This window comes from Coprobacter tertius, from assembly GCF_024330105.1.
In the GTDB taxonomy this organism is placed as follows: domain Bacteria; phylum Bacteroidota; class Bacteroidia; order Bacteroidales; family Coprobacteraceae; genus Coprobacter; species Coprobacter tertius.
In genome coordinates, this window is sequence record NZ_JANDHW010000002.1 from 295,466 (window position 1) to 321,630 (window position 26,165).

At 37.7% G+C, this 26,165-nt stretch carries 26 protein-coding genes; 10 read left to right on the forward strand and 16 right to left on the reverse strand.

Annotated features, from left to right (window positions below; all coding sequences use genetic code 11):
• Nucleotides 1-40: 40 nt before the first annotated feature.
• From aspT to NMU02_RS03070, 8 genes are all read right to left on the reverse strand, one after another.
• The gene (gene aspT / locus NMU02_RS03035; protein WP_255025717.1) at nucleotides 41-1,741 is read right to left on the reverse strand and encodes an aspartate-alanine antiporter; all 1,701 of its coding nucleotides are present in this window, start codon (nucleotides 1,739-1,741) and stop codon (nucleotides 41-43) included.
• Between the two features lie 305 nt (nucleotides 1,742-2,046).
• Nucleotides 2,047-4,863, reverse strand: coding sequence for a M16 family metallopeptidase (locus NMU02_RS03040; protein WP_255025718.1), 2,817 nt, complete (start codon nucleotides 4,861-4,863; stop codon nucleotides 2,047-2,049).
• A gap of 32 nt (nucleotides 4,864-4,895) precedes the next feature.
• Nucleotides 4,896-5,480, reverse strand: coding sequence for a response regulator transcription factor (locus NMU02_RS13680; protein WP_290427097.1), 585 nt, complete (start codon nucleotides 5,478-5,480; stop codon nucleotides 4,896-4,898).
• A gap of 2 nt (nucleotides 5,481-5,482) precedes the next feature.
• Nucleotides 5,483-6,196, reverse strand: a complete 714-nt coding sequence (locus NMU02_RS03050) for a helix-turn-helix transcriptional regulator (RefSeq protein ID WP_255025719.1) — start codon at nucleotides 6,194-6,196, stop codon at nucleotides 5,483-5,485.
• A gap of 22 nt (nucleotides 6,197-6,218) precedes the next feature.
• Nucleotides 6,219-6,794 (reverse strand): 5-formyltetrahydrofolate cyclo-ligase, encoded by a 576-nt coding sequence (locus NMU02_RS03055; RefSeq protein ID WP_255025720.1) that lies wholly within the window; start codon nucleotides 6,792-6,794, stop codon nucleotides 6,219-6,221.
• Between the two features lie 2 nt (nucleotides 6,795-6,796).
• Nucleotides 6,797-8,419, reverse strand: a complete 1,623-nt coding sequence (locus tag NMU02_RS03060) for a S41 family peptidase (protein WP_255025721.1) — start codon at nucleotides 8,417-8,419, stop codon at nucleotides 6,797-6,799.
• 86 nt (nucleotides 8,420-8,505) lie between these two features.
• On the reverse strand, nucleotides 8,506-8,931 hold the full coding sequence (locus NMU02_RS03065) for a dCMP deaminase family protein (protein ID WP_255025722.1): 426 nt from the start codon (nucleotides 8,929-8,931) through the stop codon (nucleotides 8,506-8,508).
• A 170-nt stretch (nucleotides 8,932-9,101) separates the two neighbouring features.
• Nucleotides 9,102-10,739: a beta-N-acetylhexosaminidase gene (locus tag NMU02_RS03070; RefSeq protein ID WP_255025723.1), complete on the reverse strand. Its 1,638-nt coding sequence runs from the start codon at nucleotides 10,737-10,739 to the stop codon at nucleotides 9,102-9,104.
• A gap of 312 nt (nucleotides 10,740-11,051) precedes the next feature.
• On the opposite strand from NMU02_RS03070, the gene NMU02_RS03075 reads away from it, so the two are divergent.
• Together NMU02_RS03075 and groL are read left to right on the forward strand one after the other, a co-directional pair.
• Nucleotides 11,052-11,321, forward strand: a complete 270-nt coding sequence (locus NMU02_RS03075) for a co-chaperone GroES (protein WP_255025724.1) — start codon at nucleotides 11,052-11,054, stop codon at nucleotides 11,319-11,321.
• A 27-nt stretch (nucleotides 11,322-11,348) separates the two neighbouring features.
• The gene (groL, locus tag NMU02_RS03080; RefSeq protein ID WP_255025725.1) at nucleotides 11,349-12,986 is read left to right on the forward strand and encodes a chaperonin GroEL; all 1,638 of its coding nucleotides are present in this window, start codon (nucleotides 11,349-11,351) and stop codon (nucleotides 12,984-12,986) included.
• An 86-nt stretch (nucleotides 12,987-13,072) separates the two neighbouring features.
• Here groL and NMU02_RS03085 read toward each other — a convergent pair whose 3' ends face one another.
• The 3 genes from NMU02_RS03085 to NMU02_RS03095 form a co-directional block, all read right to left on the reverse strand.
• Entirely contained in the window at nucleotides 13,073-14,731 is a 1,659-nt protein-coding gene (locus NMU02_RS03085; protein ID WP_255025726.1) for a glycoside hydrolase family 32 protein, read from the reverse strand.
• An 82-nt stretch (nucleotides 14,732-14,813) separates the two neighbouring features.
• Nucleotides 14,814-15,467 (reverse strand): hypothetical protein, encoded by a 654-nt coding sequence (locus NMU02_RS03090; protein ID WP_255025727.1) that lies wholly within the window; start codon nucleotides 15,465-15,467, stop codon nucleotides 14,814-14,816.
• A 12-nt stretch (nucleotides 15,468-15,479) separates the two neighbouring features.
• Complete coding sequence (locus tag NMU02_RS03095; RefSeq protein WP_255025728.1) at nucleotides 15,480-16,280, reverse strand: metallophosphoesterase family protein; 801 nt, start codon at nucleotides 16,278-16,280, stop codon at nucleotides 15,480-15,482.
• Between the two features lie 145 nt (nucleotides 16,281-16,425).
• On the opposite strand from NMU02_RS03095, the gene NMU02_RS03100 reads away from it, so the two are divergent.
• A complete protein-coding gene (locus tag NMU02_RS03100; protein WP_255025827.1) occupies nucleotides 16,426-17,013 on the forward strand; it encodes a uracil-DNA glycosylase family protein in 588 nt (195 codons plus the stop codon).
• A gap of 3 nt (nucleotides 17,014-17,016) precedes the next feature.
• Here NMU02_RS03100 and NMU02_RS03105 read toward each other — a convergent pair whose 3' ends face one another.
• The 4 genes from NMU02_RS03105 to NMU02_RS03120 form a co-directional block, all read right to left on the reverse strand.
• The gene (locus NMU02_RS03105; RefSeq protein ID WP_255025729.1) at nucleotides 17,017-17,655 is read right to left on the reverse strand and encodes an MBL fold metallo-hydrolase; all 639 of its coding nucleotides are present in this window, start codon (nucleotides 17,653-17,655) and stop codon (nucleotides 17,017-17,019) included.
• 29 nt (nucleotides 17,656-17,684) lie between these two features.
• Nucleotides 17,685-18,305, reverse strand: coding sequence for a 16S rRNA (guanine(527)-N(7))-methyltransferase RsmG (gene rsmG, locus NMU02_RS03110; protein WP_255025730.1), 621 nt, complete (start codon nucleotides 18,303-18,305; stop codon nucleotides 17,685-17,687).
• Nucleotides 18,289-19,218, reverse strand: coding sequence for a DUF3298 and DUF4163 domain-containing protein (locus NMU02_RS03115; RefSeq protein WP_255025731.1), 930 nt, complete (start codon nucleotides 19,216-19,218; stop codon nucleotides 18,289-18,291). Before NMU02_RS03115 ends, rsmG begins: the two co-directional genes overlap by 17 nt.
• Before the next feature lie 66 nt (nucleotides 19,219-19,284).
• The gene (locus tag NMU02_RS03120) at nucleotides 19,285-20,061 is read right to left on the reverse strand and encodes an EFR1 family ferrodoxin (RefSeq protein ID WP_255025732.1); all 777 of its coding nucleotides are present in this window, start codon (nucleotides 20,059-20,061) and stop codon (nucleotides 19,285-19,287) included.
• 469 nt (nucleotides 20,062-20,530) lie between these two features.
• On the opposite strand from NMU02_RS03120, the gene NMU02_RS03125 reads away from it, so the two are divergent.
• Both NMU02_RS03125 and NMU02_RS03130 read left to right on the forward strand, forming a co-directional pair.
• Nucleotides 20,531-21,043 carry a hypothetical protein gene (locus tag NMU02_RS03125; protein WP_255025733.1) on the forward strand — a complete coding sequence of 171 codons (513 nt, stop codon included), beginning with the start codon at nucleotides 20,531-20,533 and terminating at the stop codon, nucleotides 21,041-21,043.
• Nucleotides 21,044-21,155: 112 nt separating this feature from the next.
• On the forward strand, nucleotides 21,156-21,785 hold the full coding sequence (locus tag NMU02_RS03130; RefSeq protein WP_255025734.1) for a hypothetical protein: 630 nt from the start codon (nucleotides 21,156-21,158) through the stop codon (nucleotides 21,783-21,785).
• A gap of 12 nt (nucleotides 21,786-21,797) precedes the next feature.
• On the opposite strand, the gene NMU02_RS03135 is transcribed toward NMU02_RS03130, so the two are convergent.
• Nucleotides 21,798-21,941 (reverse strand): hypothetical protein, encoded by a 144-nt coding sequence (locus NMU02_RS03135; RefSeq protein WP_255025737.1) that lies wholly within the window; start codon nucleotides 21,939-21,941, stop codon nucleotides 21,798-21,800.
• A gap of 485 nt (nucleotides 21,942-22,426) precedes the next feature.
• Between NMU02_RS03135 and NMU02_RS03140 the strand changes: the two genes are divergently transcribed.
• The 5 genes from NMU02_RS03140 to NMU02_RS03160 all read left to right on the forward strand — a co-directional run bounded on the left by NMU02_RS03140 (nucleotide 22,427) and on the right by NMU02_RS03160 (nucleotide 26,013).
• Nucleotides 22,427-22,885, forward strand: a complete 459-nt coding sequence (locus NMU02_RS03140) for a hypothetical protein (protein ID WP_255025738.1) — start codon at nucleotides 22,427-22,429, stop codon at nucleotides 22,883-22,885.
• A 267-nt stretch (nucleotides 22,886-23,152) separates the two neighbouring features.
• A complete protein-coding gene (locus NMU02_RS03145) occupies nucleotides 23,153-23,932 on the forward strand; it encodes a hypothetical protein (RefSeq protein ID WP_255025739.1) in 780 nt (259 codons plus the stop codon).
• A gap of 29 nt (nucleotides 23,933-23,961) precedes the next feature.
• The gene (locus NMU02_RS03150) at nucleotides 23,962-24,282 is read left to right on the forward strand and encodes a hypothetical protein (protein WP_255025740.1); all 321 of its coding nucleotides are present in this window, start codon (nucleotides 23,962-23,964) and stop codon (nucleotides 24,280-24,282) included.
• Nucleotides 24,283-24,302: 20 nt separating this feature from the next.
• Nucleotides 24,303-25,391 (forward strand): DUF3289 family protein, encoded by a 1,089-nt coding sequence (locus tag NMU02_RS03155; RefSeq protein WP_255025742.1) that lies wholly within the window; start codon nucleotides 24,303-24,305, stop codon nucleotides 25,389-25,391.
• Nucleotides 25,366-26,013 (forward strand): hypothetical protein, encoded by a 648-nt coding sequence (locus NMU02_RS03160; protein WP_255025743.1) that lies wholly within the window; start codon nucleotides 25,366-25,368, stop codon nucleotides 26,011-26,013. The genes NMU02_RS03155 and NMU02_RS03160 overlap by 26 nt, the downstream gene beginning before the upstream one ends.
• Nucleotides 26,014-26,165 lie beyond the last annotated feature (152 nt).

The following is a 26,165-nucleotide window of genomic DNA, read 5'->3' on the forward strand; positions in this document are numbered from 1 at the left end:
AATTATTGTATTTAATAACGATTTGTCAACTTTTATTGTATTATGCCATAAACAGTACGATTACGACTCCCCATAATATAAGTAGGGTGTTTCCTACGGCATAGGTAACAGTATATCCCAGTGCCGGAACGGTACTTTCGAGTGATTCCTGAATGGCTCCTAAAGCGGCTGTAGTCGTACGGCTACCGGCGTTACACCCTAAGTTGATGGCCGGATGGAATTTGAATATTTTATTTCCGATCCAGATTCCGAGGAATAATGGAATAGAGGTTGCCAATATACCGGCGAAAAATATGACAAAACCCATTTCTTTGATTCCGGTAAGGAATGTAGGGCCGGCCGTTATACCGATAACTGCAATGAACATATTAAGGCCGAGATTATTGAATATCCAAACAGCCGGTTCCGGGATACGTCCGAAGGTCGGGTGTTTGGTTCGGAGCCATCCGAAGAATAAGCCGGAAAGTAGTGCTCCTCCGCTTGTGCTCAGACTGATAGGAATACCACCCAAGTGTATAGATAAGGCTCCGATGATACCACCGATCAAGATACCCAGTCCGACGAATATCATATCGGTTTTATTGGTCGGCCTATCGATATAGCCTAAATTGGGTGCAGCTTGTTTGATGTCGTTTTGCATTCCGACGATTTCTAAAAGGTCGCCACTTTGTAATTTTGTATTGGCCATTACGGGAATTTGTACTCCGGTTCTTTTAATGTTTTTTATCATGATGCCATGCATGAATTCTTGTCGGCGTAATTCGGAGAGGGTTTTTCCTTTCGCTGTTTTTTTTGTAAGCATTACGAATATATCTTCTACCGGGAATGTCAACAATTCTGGGTCGTTCACTTCTTCACCGATCCAGCTTTCGTCTTCTATAATGATTTCACGGCGTCCGCTTAAAACGAGTTCATCTTTTTGTTTAATAATGAGTTGTGGCGTGACTTCTACTATTTTTCCGGCAGAGCGTACTCTTTCTACAAAAATACGACGACCCATATCCTGTAGTTTCTTTTCAATATCTGCAACTGTACGAGGAGTCGAGAACCAATCGTTGCAAGCACAATAAGCCCTGAAAACGACAGGACGATTGGCATTGATAAGTGCGGGATCGTCCTCGATATCCCCTTTGCGCATCTCGTTTTCGAGTTCACGGGTTTTTTGCTTTACCTTTTCGAGTCCTCCCAGCATTTTAGGTCCGATTGTTCCTAATATATAGGCCGATCCTATGGTCCCGTAAATATAGGTTACGGCATAACAAACGGGAATAATGTCGAGCCATGCTTTTTTTTCTTCAGGGCTGTTACCGAGTGTTCCTATCGTATCGGTACCTACTCCGATGACAGCTGATATTGTTTGAGCTCCGGCAAATAAGCCGATGGCTTCTCCCGGGTTATAGCCCAGTATTTTGGCAATTACTACTGTTACGACAAGACACAAAATACAAAGTACGCAGGCGAAACCAACCTGGGGTAAACCGTCACTTTTCAGAGATTGAAAAAACTGCGGACCTACACTATAACCTATCGAAAATAAGAATAAAAGAAAGAAAACCGATTTTACAGGTCCTGGGATAGGTATATCCATTTGTCCTACCAAAACTCCTATAAGCAGGACCGAAGTAACTGTGCCCAAAGTAAAGCTTTTATACTTTAGCGTACCTACCCAGAAACCGATACCGATTGTCAGAAATATCGCCATTTCGGGATAAGTCCTGAAAAAATGCAGAATTGTCTCCATATTACGATTAATAGTTGATATGTTTCATAATTAAACCATAACAATAGGAACTGACATTTTGTTGTAAAAAAGATTTTACATAATGTTGAAAAAAACAATATGGATATATTTTGAGGAAACTGTATACTTATATTAGTATATTTTTGAAATAGGAAGTTGGTTTTTTTAACAATGTATTTGTGACTGTAATAATTATTTACAACAAATCCCCCCGGTTAAAATTGGGTTTAACCGGGGGGATTTGTTGTAAAATATTATAAACTTTAAATTGAATCTAAATTTATAAATTTCGGCTCGATCGTTTTTTATTTGACAACGCCATCCATCGTTACTTGTATATAGTTACCTTGTGAAAATAATTTTTTTACCAGTTTTTTTATCGTTTCGGGACTTTGTTTTTTAATGATTTCTTCATACTGTTTCATTTCATTTTTTCCGGTAAGCTTATAATTAACGATATTTCCGAGCCAGAATCCGTTATCATGCAGGTTCTCATTATATTGTTTGAGCATATATTCTTTTACTTTATTGAAGTTTTCTTCAGACGGTCCATTGTCGACCTGTTTCATCAGTTCATCTACAGCTCTTTTTTGCATTTTTTCCTGCATCTCGGGATTAGTATCGAAAGCAATCATGAATATCCAGTTATTTTGATTTCGTGACATGCTCGATTGTGTACTTACCCCATAAGTACCGCCTTCTTCTTCTCTGATGGTAGCAGTGTAAACAATATCCATAATCTGATCGAACATGCTTAATTTAATGGCGTCTTCCTGTGAATATTTGATATTTCCCGAATAGATCATATACACCGTTGATTTTGGGGTTTCCATTTGCCGTTTAAAATCGTTTACATATTTTCCTTTACGTATTTGCATTTGGGGTTTTCCCGATTTTTCTTTTTGGTGAAGCGAAGGTAATGAAGCGATATATTTTTCGACCAAAGGTTTCAACTGTGCTGTATCTATATTTCCGACAAACGTAAATGTAAAATCAGATGCGTCACCGAACCGTTCTTTCCAAATAGTAAGGATACGATCATAATCGATTTTATCGAGGTCTTCGGCTGTCAGATTCTTTGCTCGCGGATTGTTGTTCCACATAGCGACATTTAAGGTGTCTCTGAGTGCTTTTTGAGGGCTGGCTTCCTGATTGCGGAGTGCTGAAGCCATTCTTTGTTTCCAAGACATGTATGCATTTTCGTCTTTATTTATATCTGTCATGCTCAGGTAAACCAGTTGCAACATAGTTTCCAGATCTTTTGGAGTACTCGTTCCTGAAACACTTTCGGAATAGTCTCCTAATTGTAAAGAAACACTGACTTGCTTGCCTGCGAGCATTTTCTTTAAATCGATATTAGTAAAATTACCGTTTTTACTCAAATCGATGACAGAATTGAATACGTCGAGATTGACAATGTCTTTAGTGGGATAAAGGTTGCTTCCGCCTTTACTGCTGGCATTGAATAAAATTTCATCGTTTTTATAGTCGGTCGGTTTAATAACTACTTTAGCGCCGTTAGAGAGTGTCCAAACGGTAGTTCCGAAATCCTTTTCTTGTTGTTTTTTTATAATTTTTCCCGGTACGGGTTCTTCGGATATCAGTGGTTCGTCGAATGTTTTATCTTCATAAGGAGTTAGATTTTCGGTATGCGTATTTTTTATAATTTCTAAAACGTCGGATTCCGAAGGGTAGTCGACTCCTTCTTTATCTGGACCTGTGATCGCAACAACGATATTGTCGTCTGTGATTCTTTTTTCGATATATTTATTTATATCTTCGAGGGATATTTCAGAAGCCAAATGCTTATAAAGGTTATATTCGGTTTCGATTCCGGGGATGGCTCCTCCGTCGATAAAATGATTCACATATTCTTCTACATAAGAACTGTTCCGGGTTTTATCCTTTTCATTATAAACTTGTTCGACCATACTTAGTAAACTGGCTTTTGCCCGGTCGTATTCAGAAGGTGTAAATCCGTATTTATTGGCTCTTTCTATTTCTACTAAAACGGCTTTCAGTGCTTTAGCTGATTCACCTTCTTTACTTAATGCCTCTACGGTAAATGCATCTTTGGTTTTTGAAACAAAGAAATTTCCGTCGTAAGTATAAGCCCTCAGAAAAGGTGCATCGGGTTTTTGCGCGATTTCTGAAAGTCTTGCATTAATCATCATATTTGCTACAGCCTGAATATATGCTTGGGCTATCCCTGCTATCGTTGCTTTCAGTTCTTTAGGTATCGGTTCGTGTTTAAAGAAAACCATAACACCCGTAGAAGTGGCTTCTTTATCTTTCCCTACTACTACAATCGGCTCTTTATTGTCCGGTACGGTATAGTATATGCGTTCGGCGGCATTTGCAGGCATGGGTATGGCTCCGAATATTTTTTTAATTTCTGCTTCTACTTTCTCTGCGTTTATGTCTCCTACTACGATGATTCCCTGCTGGTCGGGGCGATACCATTTATGATAATAATCCCGTAATGTTTTATAGGGGAAATTCATAACAACATCCATTGTTCCGATCGGCATTCTATTGGCATACTGGCTACCTTCGAACATGGTAGGTATAAGTATATCCCACATTCTCATGTTTGCGTCGGTACGGGTTCTCCATTCTTCTCTGATTACTCCGCGTTCCTCATCGATTTCTTTATCTTCCAAGGCTATTTGGGAAGCCCAGTCGTGTAAGATAAGTAAGCAACTATCTACGATACCTTGTCGTATGGTAGGTACATTAGATAGGTTATATACTGTTTCGTCGAAGGAGGTGTAAGCATTTACGTTGGTTCCGAATTTTACACCGATCGATTCGAGGTAATTGAGCATCGATTTTCCCGGGAAATTTTTGGTTCCGTTAAAGGCCATGTGCTCGAGAAAATGTGCCAGACCTCTTTGGTCGTCTTCTTCAAGAATCGATCCGACCTTTTGTGCAATATAAAATTCTGCCCTGTTTTTAGGTAATTCATTATGTCTTACATAATAGGTAAGTCCGTTATCGAGAATACCATACCTTACATCTTTATCAATGGGTAAGGGGAGCATTTGCTGTGCTGAAACCTGACTTGTGAAAATCAGAGAAACAAGCAATGTTGAAATCATGATTTTACTGAGAATTTTCATTTTCGATAATTTATTAATAAATGATTTGCTTTTTAAATCTGTTCGATATCCGAAGGAGTGATATATCCGTTCATCATGGCATAGAAACTTAAACCTGATAATGTTTTAATACCGAGTTTCGATGTGATGTTTTTACGGTGAGAAAGGACGGTATTGAAACTGATATTGAGTTTATCGGCAATTTCTTTGTTAATATATCCTTGTGCAATCAGTTGCAAGACTTCTTTCTCGCGAGGTGTAAGGGGCTCGTGAGAGTCCGATGACGTTTGATGACAAGCCGTTTCGAATAACGATTGTAATTGTTCTATAATCTGATTTGTATCTGCGCATATATCTATTCGATTCGCTGTATTAGTTCCTGCAGATATGTTATCCTTTATCGTAGTTAGTAAAATAACTTTGTTTTTTCTCGGAAGAAAGAAATCGGAATAAAGTACATAGCTTTCTGCATTCAGAAAATAGAAATCGAATTTTTCGGGAGTATGTTCCATCAGAGATTTCACATCCCTGAATATATCGATATACACAGCTGAAAAAAATTCGGACAATAGATATTTCAAGCCTGTATTATTCAATGAATAAGCCGATACGATGGCAATATGTTTATTATGCATCATTTTTAACGTATCGTTTTAGCGGAAGCCAATTGCAAGGCTTCACTTAAAGGTTTTAAAATACGATGGCGTATGCGGTTATTTTGCTTAATATCTTTCGCAAGAGTATATATGGCGAATATCACTCCATAACAAAGATTTTCGTCACATTCTACAGATAAGTGTATGATGAAAAGGCTTTTTAAATCATTGAGCTTTTCTTCCAGAGGATCGGTCCTTTGTTCTGAAATATCAATGGAAAAATCGTTTACGTCGGGTTGTAAAAGCGTCAATTGTTCCGATGCTTTTTTTATTGCGGGAAACCATTGGGTTCTGTCTTCATCGATACGTTTGAGAAGATCGTTTTTCAGCTCTCCGAAAAATTGTCGGATGTATTCCAAGTTATTTTTCCCTGTGCTATGGGAAAGGAGAGAATGAAAATGCCGTTCGATATTGGGCAATTGAAAATGTTCGTAATAATCGTTTGTTTTGCTCAGATAATCTACAATCTGAGAGGCGCAGAACGACTTTAATTTTTTTTCGGGGAAAAAATCTTTGTTGATGAATGTATTCAGAATAGTAAGAAAAAAGTTCGTATCGAGTTTGTTCTCCTTACATACGGTTTGTACATTCTTATCTCCTACACCTAATGAAATACCGAAACGGTTAATTACCGGAATTAGGGTAGGTTCTTGTAGAATGATATCACAAAGCTTCATATCTGCATATACTAATCCCATAGTCGGTCGTTTTATTAAATTTTTAAGTTTTGTCGCAATGGTAAATCTTGTCTGCTGTTGCGATTTTGTTCATGGGCTGGTCAAATGTGTTTGCCGGGATACTTTCAATCAGTTGTAATCTGAAGCAGATTCCTATGGTTGTTGTTCTGTTTTTTTCTTGTAACAGCCGGTCATAATATCCTTTTCCCCGTCCTAAGCGGTTTCCTTTACTGTCGAATGCGATTCCGGGGATAATGGCCAAATCGACTTCTGACAAATCGATTTGTTCATTGTTCGTGTCCGGTTCACGAATACCGAAAACACCGGTAGATAAATGTTCGGGAGAATAACGACGTAAAATTAGGTCGTTCCCGGAAACTACGGGTAGTATAATTTGTTTTGTTTTATTCCACCGTTTAATCATACCGGTAGTATCTACTTCGTCGGGTAGCGAATGATATAATAAAATCGTATGTGCTTTTTTGAAACAATCGAGTTTTTCTAATTGTCTCATAATGTCATCCGATTCGGTTTTTCTCTGTTCGTCCGATATCCGGGCTTTAGACAGCTTTATTATCTGTCTTATGTGTTCTTTCGTTTTACCGATTTCGTTTTGCATTTTTAATTTACCGGGATTTCGGGAAACCCTTTATTATCGTTTAGTAATTCTACCGCTTTGAGTAACGTATTGTCATGAGTGAGCAATACGGGATAGAAAGCTTCATCGCCCAAGATGTTACGTGCAATATAAGCCTGTAATTGATTGTTGATGATGTGGCGTGAAATATTGATATAAACCGGTCTTGGTTTTACACCTTTGGATGTCGCATATCTGACAAAATCATTGAGCAGGGGTTGTTTTTGTAAATGCCGTAACAAGTCTTTGTAATCTTTAAAGGATTCCAGTTTTTCCCTGTTTTCATCGGCGTATTTAAATGCATACTGATATATAAGACCCGAGTTTACCACATTATTCAAATAAGAGGTAATCCCGATCGTATCCCGGGGAACAAAAATATCTGGCATAATACCGCCGCCGCCATATACGGTACGGCCGTTGAGTGTTTTATATACCAGATCGGTATTTTGTTTGATGCTGTCTTTCGAATCGAATTCTCCGTGCAGGAATCTTATCATCAGATCTTTGCTGTAATCTTCTCCGTCTCCCATTTTATATTCTTTCTGAATAGAGCGGCCTGATGGGGTAAAGTATCTGGCGACAGTTAATCTTATTGCTGACCCGTCGGAGAATGGAATTTGTTGTTGCACAAGGCCTTTTCCGAAGGAACGTCTGCCCACGATAAGCCCGCGGTCATTATCTTGTATTGCACCTGCAAAGATTTCACTGGCCGAGGCCGACCATTCGTCCATAAGAACAATCATTTGATTTTTTTGAAATGCCCCCGTTCCGTTAGAATACGCTTCATTTCTGGGATATGATTTCCCTTCGGTATATACAATGAGCTGTCCTTTAGGCAAAAATTCGGTTACCATGTTTATTGCAGCTTCCATATATCCCCCGGTATTTCCCCGTAGATCGATAATAAATTTTTCGGCACCGTCTTTTCTGAGTTTTGCCAATGCATTCATGAATTCATCGTATGTCGTACGTCCGAAGTTTCTGATTTTCAGATAACCTGTTTTATCATTGATTTTAAATGACGCGTCGAGACTGTTTAACGGGATATCGCCACGAGTGAGGGTAAAGTCGAGCGGTTTTTTGGCTGTAACGCGTTTGATGGTAAGATTTACGTCGGAGTTTTTGGGCCCCCTTAATTTACTCATTACTTTTTCATTCGTTACCTTTTCGCCTACGAAAGCCGTGTCGTTAACAGCAATGATGCGGTCACCGGGAATAATTCCTACTTTTTCAGCAGGTCCTCCGGATATGACGCTCACTACAGTAATCGTATCTTCGAGAATACTGAATTGAATGCCGATCCCTCCGAAACTTCCTTCGAGTTCTTCGTTGATACTTTCCAGATCTTTGGCGCTGATATAAGCTGAATGAGGGTCGAGTTCACCAATGACTTTGGGCATAATATCCTCGATCATTTGTTTTGTATCTACCGTATCGACATATTGTTTATTTATAATGTCGATCAAAGCATCGATTTTGCTTTTTGGTGAAAAGAAACCGCTCCCGACCGTGCTCACGGTATGATAATATCTGCCGATATAAATTCCTGAAATAATGGCTATCGCTATGATTACGGGAAGCCATATTAATGTTTTTTTATTCATTTTACCGAAATCTAATTCTGTTTTTTATATTTTGGTTTCGATACATGGTATAAGGAAGCAGGTTAAAAAATATGGGAATGCATATATTAAGTCGCTTCTATGAAATCTACCGTAATACCTGCTTTTTTAAGAAGGTCGATCCCGTCATGCAACCGATAATGCTCAGAGAATACTACCCGGCGTATCCCTGCCTGTATAATCAATTTCGAACATTCTATACAGGGAGATGAAGTTACGTATAAAGTCGCTCCTTCACTGCTGTTGTTCGATCTTGCTACTTTTGTTATGGCATTTGCTTCCGCATGCAGTACGTAAGGGTAGGTATGATCGTTTTCGTCTTCACAAATATTTTCAAATCCGGCCGGAGTACCGTTATAGCCGTCTGAGATTATCATCTTTTCTTTTACGATAAGGGCGCCTACCTTGCGTCGTTTGCAATAAGAATTTTCGGCCCAAATAAGAGCCATACGTATATAACGTTTGTCGAGAATCAATTGTTTTTCTTTATCCATAATTCTCACAGGCTTTTAATATCCCGCATTTACGGTAAAAGTGTTTATTTTTTCAACTTGCCTCAAAGATACTGATTTTGACAATTATCTTTGTCTTTTTTAAGTAAAATAACGGTGTTTTTATAAGTTATACAATTTATGTGCCATAACTTGATACATTATCATACAATTTACCGATTTTCGAAAACGTGTTTGGCATAATTGTAATCTAATGCATCATAACGTTTTGTAAGACGGGTAAGCCGCAGCAAAAAATCATCATAATTTTTGCGGCTGTAACTCCAGCCTACTTCTGCTAAAGCCGCCATACGAGGTAATACCATATATTGCAAATGGTTGAAATTCGGTATATATTCTGTCCATGTATTGCATTGTACTCCGAGAATAAATTTTTTCTCATTTTCATTTAGTTTTTCATAAGGGTCTAACGAATATACCTGGGAGACTGGAACATATCCTCCGATGGCTAAATGTTCAGAAGCTTTTGCTTTACTTTGATAATAATCGAAATAGCAATAGTTTGTAGGAGTCATAATGGCATAATTGCCCATTTTAGCGGCATCGATTCCACCTTGTGTTCCCCTCCACGACATTACAGTCGACGTTTTTGAAAGACCTCCTTCCATTATTTCATCCCATCCGATAAGTTTCCGATCGTGCGTGTTCAGGAATTTTTCGATCCGTCGAACGAAGTAGCTTTGTAGCTCGTTTTCATTTTTCAAAGAAAGTTCTTTTATTCTTTTTTGACACAGCGCACAGTTTTTCCAGGCTTTTTTAGGACATTCATCTCCACCGATGTGAATGTATTTTGACGGAAATAATTCAATTACTTCGGATAGTACGTTTTCCATAAATTCGAAAGTAGAATCTTTTCCCGCACAATATACCTCATCGAAAACTCCCCAAGTTCCGCATACCTTGTAATCTTTGTCTTCACAGCCTAAATAGGGGTAGGAGGCTAAAGCAGCCAATGCATGGCCGGGCATTTCGATTTCGGGAATCACAGTAATGAAATGATCATCGGCATAACGTACGACTTCTTTAATCTGATCTTGCGTATAATATCCTCCGTAAGGAGTATTGTCGTAACGGGTACTTCCTATGGCATGTCCTATGATGGTTGCATCTCGTTGAGACCCGATCTCTGTCAGTAAAGGATATTTTTTTATTTCGATACGCCATCCCTGATCATCGGAAAGGTGCCAGTGAAACGTATTTATTTTGTGCAAAACGAGCATATCGATAAATTGTTTCACTTCTTCGATTGTAAAGAAATGGCGACAAACATCGAGCATGGCACCCCTGTATGTAAAGTCGGGCTTATCTTTTATATAAACTCCCGGTACCGTTAATTTTTTTGTTTTTTCCGCGATTTCGGCTTCGGGAGGGCATAATTGCCGTAGAGATTGAAATGCATAAAATACGGCTCTCGGAGATCCTCCCGCAATGTGTATCCTCTTTTTATTTATATCGAGTATATATTCTTCCTCTTCCAAATTGTTGTCGGTCATTAATACAATGCCTTTGTTTATTTTTTTTTCCGAATATTTTAAAGGCAGACTTGTTCCTAAAGAACGGGAACTCCAGTTTGAAAAATAAGTAGCGGCTTTACGGAGTCCTTCGGTCGTGTCGCAGAGATATATAGTCGTTTTAGGCGTAATTGTAAACCGACTGTTATTTTCCGGTGCTTCTATAAATGCGGGTAAAGGGGTAATGGCTATTTTTAACTCATTTCGTTTTCCGGCTCCGTTTGCCGTAAACATGAATAAACTGCATATGAGAATAAGTACCGAATTTATTTTCTTCATAATAATACAAAATGTGATGAACTATTTTTTTACTTTTGATGTAAAGTACGTATTTTTTTCTTTTTTACACAAAAGAACAGATAAATATTCGTAAAGAATTTTTTTATCCGAACCATATACCCGGAAAATCTGTTATTAGTTAGGTATGAAAATGCGAAATCTTGTCAGTTATATGTCGGTTTTCCCGAACTGCTTGCTGTCTTTTTGTCATATTTAAGGCAAAATAAAATCTGGCACGAATTTGGTTAATTATTGAGTGTCGATTCGAAATTACAAGAATCTGAAGTATTAATAACTTAAAATATAATAACAATGAACATTAGACCTTTAGCAGACAGAGTATTGATTAAACCGGCTCCTGCAGAAGAAAAGACCGTCGGAGGTATTATTATTCCCGATTCGGCAAAAGAAAAACCCTTGAAAGGTGAAGTTGTTGCAGTTGGTAACGGTACGAAAGATGAAGAAATGGTTGTGAAACCCGGTGATCAGGTGTTGTATGGTAAATATGCTGGGACCGAGATCGAACTCGAAGGTGACAAATTCCTCATCATGCGTCAATCAGACATTTTAGCTATTATCTAATCGAACTGTTTTTAAAGCATTATTATTATGGCAAAAGAAATTAAATTTGATATTCAGGCTCGTGAAGAACTGAAAAAAGGGGTTGACGAATTGGCTAACGCCGTTAAAGTAACATTGGGTCCGAAAGGTCGTAATGTAATTATCGAAAAGAAATTCGGTGCACCTCACATCACGAAAGACGGCGTTACGGTTGCTAAAGAGATCGAACTCGAAGATCCTTTCCAGAATATGGGGGCTCAGTTGGTAAAAGAAGTTGCATCGAAAACCGGTGACGATGCCGGTGATGGTACGACGACTGCTACTGTACTTGCACAGTCGATTGTAAATGTAGGTCTTAAAAATGTCGCTGCCGGTGCTAATCCCATGGATTTGAAACGTGGTATAGATAAGGCGGTAATTAAAGTAGTAGAAGGCATTAAAGCTCAGTCTGAAGAAGTAGGCGATGATTTTAAGAAAATCGAATCGGTTGCTCGTATTTCTGCTAATAATGACCAGGAAATCGGTCAGCTTATTGCCGAAGCAATGAAGAAGGTGAAAAAAGAAGGAGTTATTACAGTAGAAGAAGCTAAAGGTACCGATACGACTGTTGAAATCGTTGAAGGTATGCAATTCGATCGTGGTTATATTTCTCCTTATTTTGTGACCAATACCGAAAAAATGGAATGTGAGATGGAAAATCCTTACATTCTCATTTACGATAAGAAAATATCTTCACTGAAGGAAATGCTTCCTATACTTGAAGCAACGGCTCAATCGGGACGTCCTTTATTGATTATTGCAGAAGATGTAGATAGCGAAGCTTTAGCTACATTGGTTGTAAATCGTTTGCGCGGTTCATTGAAAATATGTGCAGTGAAAGCTCCGGGATTCGGCGACCGTCGTAAAGAAATGCTCGAAGATATTGCTGTTCTTACCGGTGGGGTGGTAATTTCAGAGGAAAAAGGCCTGAAACTCGATGGTGCGACAATCGATATGCTGGGACGTGCCGAAAAGATTACCGTAAACAAAGAAAATACGACGATCGTTAACGGTTTGGGAAACAAAGATGCTATTGCAGCTCGTGTAGCTCAGATTAAAGCACAGATCGAGACTACTACTTCTGATTACGATCGTGAGAAATTGCAGGAACGTTTGGCTAAATTGGCCGGTGGTGTTGCAGTTCTTTATATCGGTGCTGCTTCTGAAGTAGAAATGAAAGAGAAAAAAGATCGTGTAGATGATGCTTTGAGTGCAACTCGTGCTGCCATTGCAGAAGGTATTGTTCCCGGGGGTGGTGTAGCTTACATACGTTGTATCGCTTCACTCGAAAATATGAAGGGTGAGAACGACGATGAAACGACTGGTATCGAAATTGTAAAACGTGCGATCGAAGAACCTTTACGCCAGATCGTCGCTAATGCAGGTGTAGAAGGTGCCGTAGTCGTACAGCGTGTAAAAGACGGTAAAGGCGATTACGGTTACAATGCTCGTACCGGCGAATACGAAAATTTCTTTGCTGCCGGTGTTATAGATCCTGCTAAAGTTACGCGTGTGGCTCTTGAAAATGCTGCTTCTATTGCAGGTATGTTCTTAACTACCGAATGTGTTATCGCTGAGAAGAAGGAAGATAATCCTGCTCCCGCAATGGCTGCTCCCGGTATGGGCGGCATGGGCGGCATGATGTAATCTGCTTCGGAACTTCAGTTAGTAAGTTCTTTAATCGAATATTTATATATAAATCCCGACTACAAAAATGTAGCCGGGATTTATTTTTATTTCCAGATCGATTGCATTTTATACAATTTCAAGTTTTTTATTTCTATGTTGTTACCCCAGAAATGAAATCCTTCATTATTATCGTTATGGGGTTTTCTTTCCATCGAATAAGAATAGGCTCCGTTATCGATGAATACTTCGACAGAAGTACGGTCGATAAGTATATCTGCGGTAATTTCCATACTTGTACAATCGGCGGGAGAATAGAAAACTCCGTTTACCCGGTTCGAGTTCATATCATAGTGTAAAAGTGATTGTCCGTAAAGGTTGAGTCCGGCATCTGTTGCATGGGAAAGTTTCATCGTGAGACGTATGCGCATACTTCCTTCTTTATTGAACGGTTGTAACAATTCCGATGCTTTTCGGGCAGTAAGATTAGTGGATATATTCAGTTTTTCATCCTGCAGTTTCTCCAGTTCCTGAACTGGAACACTGAATAATCTTATACCGTTAGGGGTTGCTTTTAACGAAAGTACCGTAGGAACCGACATCATTCCTTTGAAAGGCATTCCCGGATGTGTAATGCGTTCCCAGCCGATTTGTATGCGCCGGTTGTCCGATGCAGGCATATTGGTAAATGTTTGGGCGGCATACATGGCCCCCGTGTTATAATAGAATTTCCCGTTTTCAGGTGTAAATTTTTTCCCGTCGAAAGTTCCTATCATATAAGTTCCCGAAGCTCCGTACATAACCCATCGTGTATTTTCTGGGTCTCCGTTTACTGGTAATTCGAATAATTCAGGACATTCCCAAAAACCGGTAATATGGCTCTGATAGTTCCATTCTTTTAAATCGGTTGAGGTATAAATAGAATGGCCGTCTCGTTCATTCAATACCATAACCCATTCTTTCCCTGGTTTATACCAGAAAACTTTCGGATCTCGGGTATCTTTAGTTTTCCATTTGGCATTCGAGTCGATTACGGGATTTCCTTTGTATTTCGTCCAGGTTCTACCTTTGTCGAGACTATAAGCAATACATTGTACTTGTTTTTGGGGATTATCGGCTGTATAAATGGCAACCATTGCGGGTGTTTTTCCTTGATTGAAACCTGCTGTGTTTTCATAATCGATAACACATGAGCCTGAGAAAATGCTTCCGATAGAATCGGGACGGAGGGCGTCGCCTAATTCTTCCCAATGAATCAGGTCTTTACTCACAGCGTGTCCCCAATGCATATTTTCCCATTCTCGTTCATAAGGATTGTGCTGATAAAAAAGATGATATTCTCCATCGTAATAGATCATTCCGTTCGGGTCGTTATTCCAGCCCCGTCGAGATGAAAAATGGAACTGGGGACGGTATGTTTCTTTATAGAGGCTATCGCTTCCGGCTATAACATCATCTTGATAAATGGCTTTTAAACCGTTATTTTCACCGGGAATCGAAATTTTAACTGTTTTTCCTTTTAAAGAAGATACGTCGTAAAATACCCAGTAATCGGCTTGTTCGGGGGCCAATCTGATGTTGAAGCTGTCGATTTTTTTGTCTTTTTCAGATAATTTCATCGGTATTCGGTCAGTCTGATGGGATACCGGTATATTCAGATATTTTTTTGTGATTTTTACCGATATATCTCCGGCATGTACGGGTGAAATAAAAAAGAGACCGGGACAGAATAGGGCGTACAATACACCTTTTTGTATATGTTTCATGATATAGAAATAAATAATAAGTGATGAATATAAGATAATAAGATGCAATATACGTTTTTTTTACTTTGCTTGTTTTTTATTTTTAGAAAATCTGCATTCTCAATCCGAGAGAGAGACTGAAAATATCATGTATTTTCAGTGTTTTATTTTGTACGAGGCAGAGAATATACAGGTCATTGGTGCCTACCTCATAAAAAAATCCGATTGCTTTATTAAATTTAGGATTGCGCATTTTCACATTGATCCGCTGGCCGAATGCGATGTTGATTCTCATATTGGTAGCCATATAATAATAACCATCAGGATATCTTTGGGGAGGGGTACGCCAGAAGTTCTCACCGAATATCTTATTTATATAGAGAGAAACAGTAAAAGGTTCCAGATTCCAGTCATAAAATTTAGGGGTATGGTTCAGCTTTATATTCCAGGGAATATAGTTTTCTTTTAGAGTGATGGTAGCGTATCCGCTTTCGCCCGAAAATTCGGGTACGAATCCGATGAGTAAGTCCGTTTCCCAGTGTTTTTTTCCGTATACCCAGCCGATGCCGCCTGATAGCATTCCCATTCCTCCGGCAAATTGTAATTTTGTATATTTAGGAATAAAGTGTGACCAACGTCTTTGATATTTGAGAATACGTTTTTCATATTTCGACAGGCTGTCTTTTCCCCCTTCACACTGGCCGTAAACAGCGGCCGGTAATAATATGATGAGGAAGAATAGTATCTTTTTTCTCATATACATGTGATTTCAGAAATGAATGTATTCGTAACTATATCCTTCAGGAGTAATGGTAAAGAGGAGGTAGCTGCGTTTCATAATGGTATCGCAGGCATAATAAAGTAAGCCGTCGTTAAAATAATCGGTAACTTTAAAAGTATGCGTATGCGCATGCATACAAAAAAGCAGATTCTGGGCTTGTTTTATTTGCTGTTGGAATGTAAATTTTACATTATTGTTGAATTCGATGTCTCCGGGTGGAACGTGCATTACGAAAACCGTTTTATCGTATTCGTCGCTTTGCCGGATCTCCCTCAAAATGAAATCGAAATCGGGGACTGGAGTGGAGTAATCGAATTCGAGGGCATTCGTATTGATACATATAAATTTTACCCGTTCGAAAATGAAAGAAAAGTTGAGATCTCCATACATCGATGTGTATATTTCTTCGCCCGTTCCTAAAATATCATGATTTCCGCATAAGGTAATATAAGGTACTTTCAGCTTTTTCATCCGATCTTCACACCAAATGAATTCTTTTTTGAGGCCGAAGTCAGACATGTCTCCGCCATGTATGACAAAGTCTATGTCGTTGCGACCGTTTATATGAGCTACGAAATCTTCGGTTTCGTCATAAAAACGTTGGGTATCGCCCATAAATGCAAATCGCAATGTTCCTTTGCCCGTATTTTTTTCTTTTAATGCGGCAATTTGTGTGGCGTTGATATGCCGATATTCTTTTCCTAGTTTGACATCGTATGGATGATATTCGAATACATCACAGGCCGTAAACAGAAAAAAAATCAGGGTCGATAATGTCGTGTGTTTCATATTGAGCATAATGTTTTGAAAAACTATTTTTGTAAATAAAGTTTTCGCTACAAATGTATGGAATCTACCGATACAAATGATAATAAAAAGTCGGAAATTATGGTCTATTTCTTACCTTTGCTCATAATTGATTTTAATCATGGATATGAAAGAAGAACAGCAGCCCGAATATCATCCTCTCGAATTATTTTTACCGGAGAGAGCTCGATTGTTAATGTTGGGCAGTTTTCCGCCGCAAAAAAAACGTTGGAGTATGGATTTTTACTACCCTAATCTTCAGAATGATATGTGGCGTGTTTTCGGTTATATTTTTTTTGCGAATAAAAATTATTTTCTGGAACCGGATAACAAAAAATTTAATAAAGAACGTATATGCGAGTTTTTGTTTGAGAAGGGAATTGCTCTGGGAGATACGGCGATGTCTGTCGTACGTTTACAGGATAATGCATCCGATAAGTTTCTTGAAGTAGTCGATCCGCTCGATTTGTCATCGGTGTTAAAAAAATTACCCTTTTGTACTGCGATTGTAACTACCGGCCAGAAAGCAACCGAAACTTTGTTAAAAATGATCGATACTTCTGTACCTAAGGTAGGAGGGTACAGTGAATTTATATGGCAGGATCGGGAAATGCGTCTTTACCGTATGCCTTCTACATCGAGAGCATATCCCCGGCCTATCGAGGAAAAAGCCCGGTTCTATGAGCAAATGTTCAAAGAACTGGGCTTGTTATGATTTTCAGAAATAAGGGTTGTTTTCTTTTTCGTACCCGATTGTGGTTTTAGGACCATGCCCCGGGTATATAATTGTATCGTCTGGTAAAACCAGTAATTTTTGTTTGATACCGTTTACAAGTTGTACGTAACTTCCGCCGGGAAGATCGGTGCGCCCGATGCTGCCTCTGAAAAGAACGTCGCCTGCAAAGGCTACACGTTCATCGGGTTCATAAAATACCAGGCTTCCGGGAGAATGACCCGGGACAGAAATAGCGTGTAGGGTGTGTTTACCGAAGGTAAAAGTATCTTTGTTTTTTATATATCGTCCGATGGAAACCGGGGAGTCGGGTAATTCCATCCCGAACATTGCCGCTTGTTCTCTCATCCCGGCCAGCAAAAATTCGTCGGCTTTATCCGCTTCGAGCGGTATTCCAAATTCGTGAGAGGCGAATGTATTTCCGAAATTGTGGTCGAGGTGAAGATGTGTCGCTAACAGGTGTTTTACGGTGAGTGCGTTGTCTCTGATATATTCGCTAAGCGTTTCTTTCTCTTTCGGATAATAACATCCTGCGTCTATAACAATGCATTCGTGCGTATCTTCATCCCATACGATATATGTATTTACGGGAAAAGGATTGAATTCGAATTTCTTTATTTTCATTACTAAATAGCTTAAAGAGTATATTCCGGTTATATTTGCACGTATACCGCTTTTTTCGTATCGAAAAAGTCTTCACTGAAATAATCTTTCAGATTATATACCAATGCACGTTTTTTTACCGGTTTTATTTCGTTTTCGAGTTCTCCGCCTTTTAAACAAATGAGACCGTTGGGCAGAGCGTTTTTTTGATCGGTTTTGATATTTTTTGTAATGATTCTGATCAGGTCGTTTAATGGCATAACTGCCCGGCTGACGACAAAATCGAATTTTTGTTTTTCTTCCTCAGCGCCTGCATGTCTGAAAGTTACGTTATTCAGCCCGATTGCGGCGGAGACTTCGGTCGCTACTTTTATTTTTTTTCCGATACGGTCTACCAAATGAAATTTGCATTCGGGGAAAAGTATAGCAAGGGGAATTCCGGGAAATCCGCCTCCGGTACCGACGTCCATGATCGTACTACCGGATGTAAAGTTCAGCATTTTGGCAATACCGAGCGAGTGTAATACATGATGCAGATACAGGTTTTCTATATCTTTACGTGAAATAACATTTATTTTGGCGTTCCAATCGGTATAAAGATCATAAAGATCGTCGATTTGTTTTTTTTGCGTGTCGGATAATATCGGAAAATATTTATCGATGATTTGCATCTGTGTCTGGATTAATAATTCGTAAAATGGGACTTTGTTTTTTTATCATCGGTTTCAGTTTGTCGAAACTTAATGTTATTTCTGTTGATCCCATAGAATAGGGAGCTATATCATACGGATTAAATATCCAGGTAATCCCTTTCCCGGTAACAAAGAAATTATCGTCGGGAGTTATATTATCGGTCCAAAATCCCAGTTGCTTCAGGGCTTGTTCGTTTTTAACATTTTGATCGGTGGCCAATTGTTCCTTCAGCATGACTTTCAAACGGGCAGTATCCTGTGTTGTAAATATATCGGCAAAATCGATTCTTTTCTGATTTTCGATATCGATTATATAAGCCGCTGTTCCGTAAATACCATGAGCTCCCCCCGTATAAGAGTATGTGTATACGTTGAAACTATATATTTTATTTTTATTATAAGTTGTGGCTGTAGAATCGTACGATGCATAATTCATCCATGCATCGGCCCCCTGCGCTTCTTTGTCTTCTTTGGTCATCGATTTTATATACTCCGTCATTTCAGACTGATAATTGTCTATATAATCTTTCATATTCTGAGCGGCAGCTTCATTGGGCGTAAGATCGGCATATTTCGATCCGAACACCGATTCGAGAAATAATTTTTGTATTCCCTGTAATGTTTCGGGATCGGTATAACCCGAAGGGTATACTAAATCGAGGTCGTATGTGCATCCCGGGTTTTTGGGATTATTAGCGATGTATGATTTTTTTTCTATTTTAATAGTCTCGAAAGTGAGTGTATCGGGATTGCCGGTTAGTGCTACGTTCTCCACTTGTGCGCTGTCTTGGTCGGAGGTTTTGCCGTTATCTTTCTTTTTATGTGTACAAGAAACTATGGCCAATGTGAGCGTAAAACAAAAAAGGGTAGTAAGAGTCGAATATTTTTTCATGACGATGGAATATTTATAATTCTTTATTCATACAAAAATAACATTTCTTTTTGTATTCGGTTTGATTTATTCCGTAATATTTTCGAAATGATAACGCCCTTTTTCTACGGTTATATTTTTATACTGGATGGCCTGTACCGGGCAATCGTGAATACATGCCAAGCATTGCAAACAATTGTTTCCCCACCGGGGAGTGGGGGAGAGATCGATATTATGAGAAGGACATACCTTAGAACATAGGCCACAGCGTATGCAATTATCATTTGCATGGAAATGTCGGGATTGTACTTGCAATTTTCTGAAAAGCGGGTTAATTATACGGGATTTCAGAAACGCGAATTTTCCTCTGTGGAAGTCGTATAGGTTATTCGTTTTAAGACTTATTTCTTTGTTGACGTATTTTATGCGTTCCGATGCTTTTTCCAGTTTCCGGGTTTCGAGTGCTTTGCTATCAGTGTCGAATCCCGGTAATAGTATATAATTATTGGGCATCGTCACCGAAAACCCCGCATTGCAAAACATGTTTTTCCGGTCGAGGAGACGTCGGAAGATAATGTCGGTAAGTCCCGTGTCGTCGCCGCACGTGCAAACCAGGAAAATATAAGGAGGACAGTCGTAATCGAAGTTTATTGCTTTGATAAAGGATGTGATAAAAGGAGGAATCCCCCAAGAATAAACAGGGAATACAAATCCTATTTTTTCACCGGGAGATACAGCATATTTATTTTTATACCGCAGCGACTCGATTTCATCGGGAATGAAAAATAATTTTTCATTTTGCACCTCGGCGAGTTCCCCAGCTACCCATCGCGAGTTTCCGGTACCGGAAAAATAAAATATCATAAGAATTGATTTTACTTCAAAGATAAAAAATATTTCCGAGACATAAGGCGTAAGAGTTTTTATATTCATAAAATAGAATAAAATTTTATATGGATATTTAAAATTATATCATAGGTATTGTAAATGTGGATAAAAAAAATTTCATTTGTTTCTGTTGATAATGTTTTGCTTAATTTATATATTTTATAAAATGAAATATTCAGTCATTCTATTGTTATTTTTTCCGCTAATAACTTTGAGGCAAAAATACGATACAATCCCCCCTGTGAATCTACTGACAAATATTGATTGGAGGGGTTACCTGTTTTGAAATTATGCAGAAGGACGAAAATACTGTCACCAAAATTACTTATGCGGCTGATTAGATAACTTAATTAGATGACTATAATATTAGCAGAAGAGGTACAGATAGGGCAAATAGATATCGAAAAATGAGTGATAATAATTTTTATTAAAAATAAATAGTAGTATGAAAGTAAATATGTTGTTTGTAGCAATTGCATTAGGTTTGGCTATTCATTGTTTTGGAGGTAGTAAAATTTCTTCAGATATACCACCTCAAAAATCAGTAACACAGTCAAAAGATACGGTTATTAATGTTTCCGAACGTTTTGCCATTTTGTACAAAAAATATGATAATCGTCTTAAGTTATGGTATAATCCATATATCATACGTCTTAAAGAGAGAGACACGGTTAAAATAGCAAAATTTCCGTATGAAAATGGAAGTGAATTGGGTCTGTATCCCTCTCCAAGTAAAAGATTTGTTCTGTTGGATAATATTATAAGATACTATGTAGAGGATGAAGATAAAAAAATATTCTATGAAAATTATCTGTGTTGTATAATAGACCTTGAACAAAGTATTGTCGTTGTTGACAGTATGCAAATGCATAGTGAAGGAGGAGATTGGGATAAAGATGACAGGTGGGTTGATGGAAGTGAAATTATCTTTGATGGTAGTTTATTGAAGAAGAAATAGATAAACTTCCCGGAAGTACATCGATGTTAGATGTTAAGCATCTGAACGGACATGCTGATCATTTGCACAGTCAGGGCTTCCATAAAACAACAATCCCAATAAAAAAAACGTTATGAAAAGAACTATTTTATTCAGTGTTATCGTGTTGCTTTACACAACCGCAAGCTATTGCAATCCGGTAAGTTTTTCCAAACTTATTGAAGCTGTCCCCATCGACAGTACGATGGTCGGAGCACCAAATCTATGCGAATTAGATTCGTTCCGCTGTGATTATAATGATCCGACTTTTTTGTTCTGGGACACGGATAAAGACATTGAAAACAGGTATCGGTTAAACGACTATTTTGATTACGATACCCTTAAGGACCAACTTAAAAATGAATATTCATTGTTGCGTGAACCAGGAGCTTTCATTTTTGCCAAGCGTCTTCCCAAAGCGGGAAACCATGAGCTGCTGCTTTATTACATCAAGCGTTTTACTTCAGCCTTTCCCAACGAAGAATTTCCTCAATGGGTATTGCTCAGTGTAGATAGCGAGGGGAACGTAATAAAAGCATTTGTAGTGGCAGAAGTAGATTGTCAGGACAATGACAGAATTACTCAAATATTATTCCAGATACGGGATGATGGTTTCTTGATTAAATTTTTTGTAGGAGTGTTAGAAGATGATCCCGAGTGGTATAATGAAGACTATATGTATTGTCGGGATACCAAAATCGTACCTTTTACCGATTTGGAATAAGATGAGAAGATATTAGATATGAAGATACTGAAAATATATACCGGTTGTTTTGGGCATATTGTGGGGGGCAGCCTTTGCAGTGTTGGAGGGATTGGAACCTTGCTTAGATGAAAATTTTCGCTCTTCGTTTTTCATACCCGATAAAAGTTTTTTCATACAATTACTGATGATTTATACTTTTATAGGAGCCTTTTGGGGTTGGTGCATTGGGTTTGGTGTTGCAGGAATATGCCGGAAAATGTTTAAGAAAAATATTTCTAATGAACTTAATTCTAAAAGTGATATAATAACTCCTGTTGGGAAATTAGTACAATATGAAAAATAAAAAAATATTTATTGCTTTTATATTTCTATTATGGCTCGACGCGAATATATTTGCACAGAGCTTGAAGTATCAAAATCTAGATACATTCAACTGCATGGAACTCAATTGTGTGGTAAATAAATTATTTGATATATCACACGTAGATATTGTTAATCAACCTGTTTTTATTTGGAGCCCGAATTATTCGGAAAAACATATATTCAACATCTCCTTTGACGAGAAATGTCACACTTCGCTAGACACTATTCTATTATTCAAAAATAACTCGAATCGAGATAGTCGGATATTAATATTTAAAACACAAAGCTATGAAAGGGTGAATGCTTACCAAACAAGGGTCGTTGGCTCTCATTTTAGCACGGCCACGATAAGTGTGGCTATCTTCTCGAAAGTTGACGACGGTTGGCAGCTTAACGCTTTTCAGAAATACTTTACCGATTCTGGATTGTTTGGCGGGGAGGGTAAAGAGGGGATTGGAAAATTTTCAGTTTTAAAGATAGACGGTCAGATATATCTCTCTTTTAAAAGACCTGTTGCCGGAAATAATGGCTTTAACGAGGGGATAGAAGAACTCTATTATGTAGACGGAGATTTGCCATGCAAAATACTTCAAAATGTATTTAAACATATTTATTATCAAGAAAATGGAGAAAAGACAACTACTCAAAAGATAGATACCATAAAATCGACAAAAGAGTTTATATGGACTACAAACAACCTTAATAACGATAAAAAATATATTTTTAATCGTAGTTATTGTCAATATAATATGTGACGATGATATGGTTTCGTTAATTAACTTATTGTATCAGTGGGCAAATTTAAGTACTTGCCTACTTGGCACTGAAAGAAAATATATCAAAAGAACTAAATAGCCACTCATCGATAAAAACGCCGAAAGGTGAGTTATTACAAAATTAACATAGAATATTATATGAAAAATTGCTTCTGGGTCCTTTTTAGTTTACATATATTGCTAATATCCTGTTCAGGATCTTACAAATCAAAGAAAGATATAAACTTTATCAAAAAGAATGCTATTTTGGATGTTAATAATGGTTGTACTGAAGATGAAATCACAGACAGAAATAGTGTAACTATAGCCTATCGAGATAGTTTACTCTCTCGATACGACGGCTTAAAATATTTTAGTTATACAAAAAGCGTTGGAGATGATTCGTATTCTATGGAAATCGAAACATTTCCAGATACAATAAGTGTAAGTGAAGAAAACGGGATTCGTTATACGGTAATAAAAAGAAACGGATTGGTTTTGGATGTCCGACAAAAAGGAGATCTGTTTTCTAATGGTCGAATTTATTGCAAACATTCCGAATATAATGACAGTTGTTTGTCTACAAAAGTCACATGGTTTCTTGATGATACGATAAAGTTATTGAGCTATGAAGAGACGGCAGCCTTTATAAAAGATTCTATTTATGACATCAATTATGATGGAGTCAATGATTTAGTTCTAACTTACTCTATAGGTTCATCTACAAATAGCGATATATACTTATTCGGCCATAATGGAATGGTGTTGAGAGAGAAAGTGCTCAGGAACTATTTTCCCCTTTTGGATGGAGAATTTATACAGTCTGATAGTTATAGGTCAGGGATTGTGTTTTTTCAAAAGTTAAAATGGAATGAGCTGCAAATAGATACATTAGAGCAGATTTATTACGACGTTGCTGATAAACGATCGTATATAGTACCTCCTTTGGAAATAGATGAAAATGGCACTTATGTTAAAAATAAAGAAGCGATGCCCATTAATAAAATGTTAGATAAATGCTACTTAAATGCTTTAAGCAAATATTAGTTTGACCGAAATATAAAACTGTTAATATTATGACCTTAAAAACAAAAATCGAAAGATCGGGTAGTACTGTTGAATTATGTGCAATGATGAATTATCGACAGAGTGATCCCGTTACATGGAAGAAGGTGACATACACTCCCGAGGAGGTGAAAGCCAGAAAACACATGACGTTAGCGGACAACAGTGAAACTATTGCCACCGGCTTGTCATGCCAATACACCTTTACCAAAAAAGACGAAGGCAAGTATGTAAGATTCCATGCTTATGTCAATGCAATACAAACATGCGAGCAAATCGTTGTCTACTATGTTGGGCCCGTTTGTAAAACAGAAATTCGTATAGCGGCGTAGATGCTGATATAAAAGAGGCTGTGGCAGGAGATGTCATTAAATTATCGGTAGAATACTGTCGGCAGGCGAAACCAGAAGTAGTTATACCTGAAGAAAAAGTGACTCAGGCTACAAAAGACAGCGTAAAATGGATGGTGAAGATTGACAATCAGGAGGAGCGTCTTGTCATTAACGATGAGGTGATCAAAGGTGGTCGTATTTCATTGGAAGTGCTGGAAAAGTGGGCTGGTAAAGAGATTACTATAATGCCATACTTGGTGACAGTGTCAAAAAAGAAAGCTGTCACTATCATAGTAAAAAAAGTTTTTCCTATGTTGATATTGCAGGGAAAACGCAGAAAAGGGATGAATCGTAGCAATTCTGAAACTGCTGCTGATTTACTCTATGGCGATTATACAATGGATGAATCCGGATTTAATAAATTGAAACAACAATTGATTTCCATCTTTGTCAGTGAAAAGAAGAAAAAACAGGAAGACGCTGAAAAATATGCTGACCAAAGAATTAATAAAGTGAGATCTTTTGCACGTAAATCAGATGACAATCTATTTAAAATATTCAACAACGAGATTGAATGGTATTCTATGGGAAAATTAGAAGATGTAGCACACAAAATGGTTGCAAAGATGAAAGCTAATAAAGGTGGGGAGTTTTCAGATGCAGTTTTAACAGGAAAAGTGAAAGAACATGACAGTTCAAAGTCGTTTATAAATCATGTTAAAAAAGCTATAATCGAATATCTGAGCAAAAACAAAGGTCGGTTTGAAAACTTAAATATAACAGATGGCTCGACAGGTGTTCTTTATCAATATTTATTAGATCATGGCGTTCAAACTCCAACATTCAATGATAAAATAAGTGGTTTAGGAATTACGATACATGATGTATGGGCATATCAGGTTTTTATTACGGATTATGCTATAAACGGAAATAACTTTACGGCTAAATTGGAATTTATTTATTGGGATCATTTTGGACTTGATTATCCTGACATTGTAAATTATGATAATGACATTTTTTATAGTTGGTTTGTTTTACAGCATTTTAAAAATTACCAGCCATTTATCACAAAAATAATAATAAATGAAACTTGCAATGGAACTTTTTAAACGGATGATCACAAAAATCATTTTATTATTGTTACTTCCTGCCATTTGTCATGGATGCAGCGATGAAAATGTAAGTATAGAACCGATTGGTGATTCAGGCCGGTACAAAATGGGGAATGACGAATTTCAATACTATACCGTAGCTAATTATAAGAATTGTTCACCGGATTCTTTACTGAAAATACTATGCAATTTTTGCCGACAAAAACACTTGACAAAGTCTGTTGCGCAAAATGATTTTGTATCTATTTTCTTTTACGAAAAAACATTATTCGCAGATTATCAGGAACACATAAGTGATGCTATACGCAGTGAAACGGGAAGTATTGATAAATACAGCCGTAATCTAATTGCCAAAATCTATTATTTAAAAATAGCCCATGATAAAAACGTAGTTTTAACAAAAATCATATACAATAAAGATTCAATAATCTTACTAAAAAGAGATACTTTAGAAATGTTTCGAGATGATGACAGAGCATTAGAGAATAAATGGGATGAAGCATTGTGGAATGAAAATGGAGCTTATGCACCACCTGTATCTGGAAATACTCCTGGTGGAGAGCTACCTGCTAATTTATATATTTTCGAAAAAGGTAAAACACCCATTCCGACAAGATAAAAATGAAAATACTGTATAAAATGAAAGTTATAAAGATATATATAGCCGGATGTATTTTATGTGCCTTACAATCGATGGAACCGAGATAAAATGAAAAAGTTAATTATAAATTCAGGGATTACAGTTGGGGTAACTTTACTCCAATTCATGTT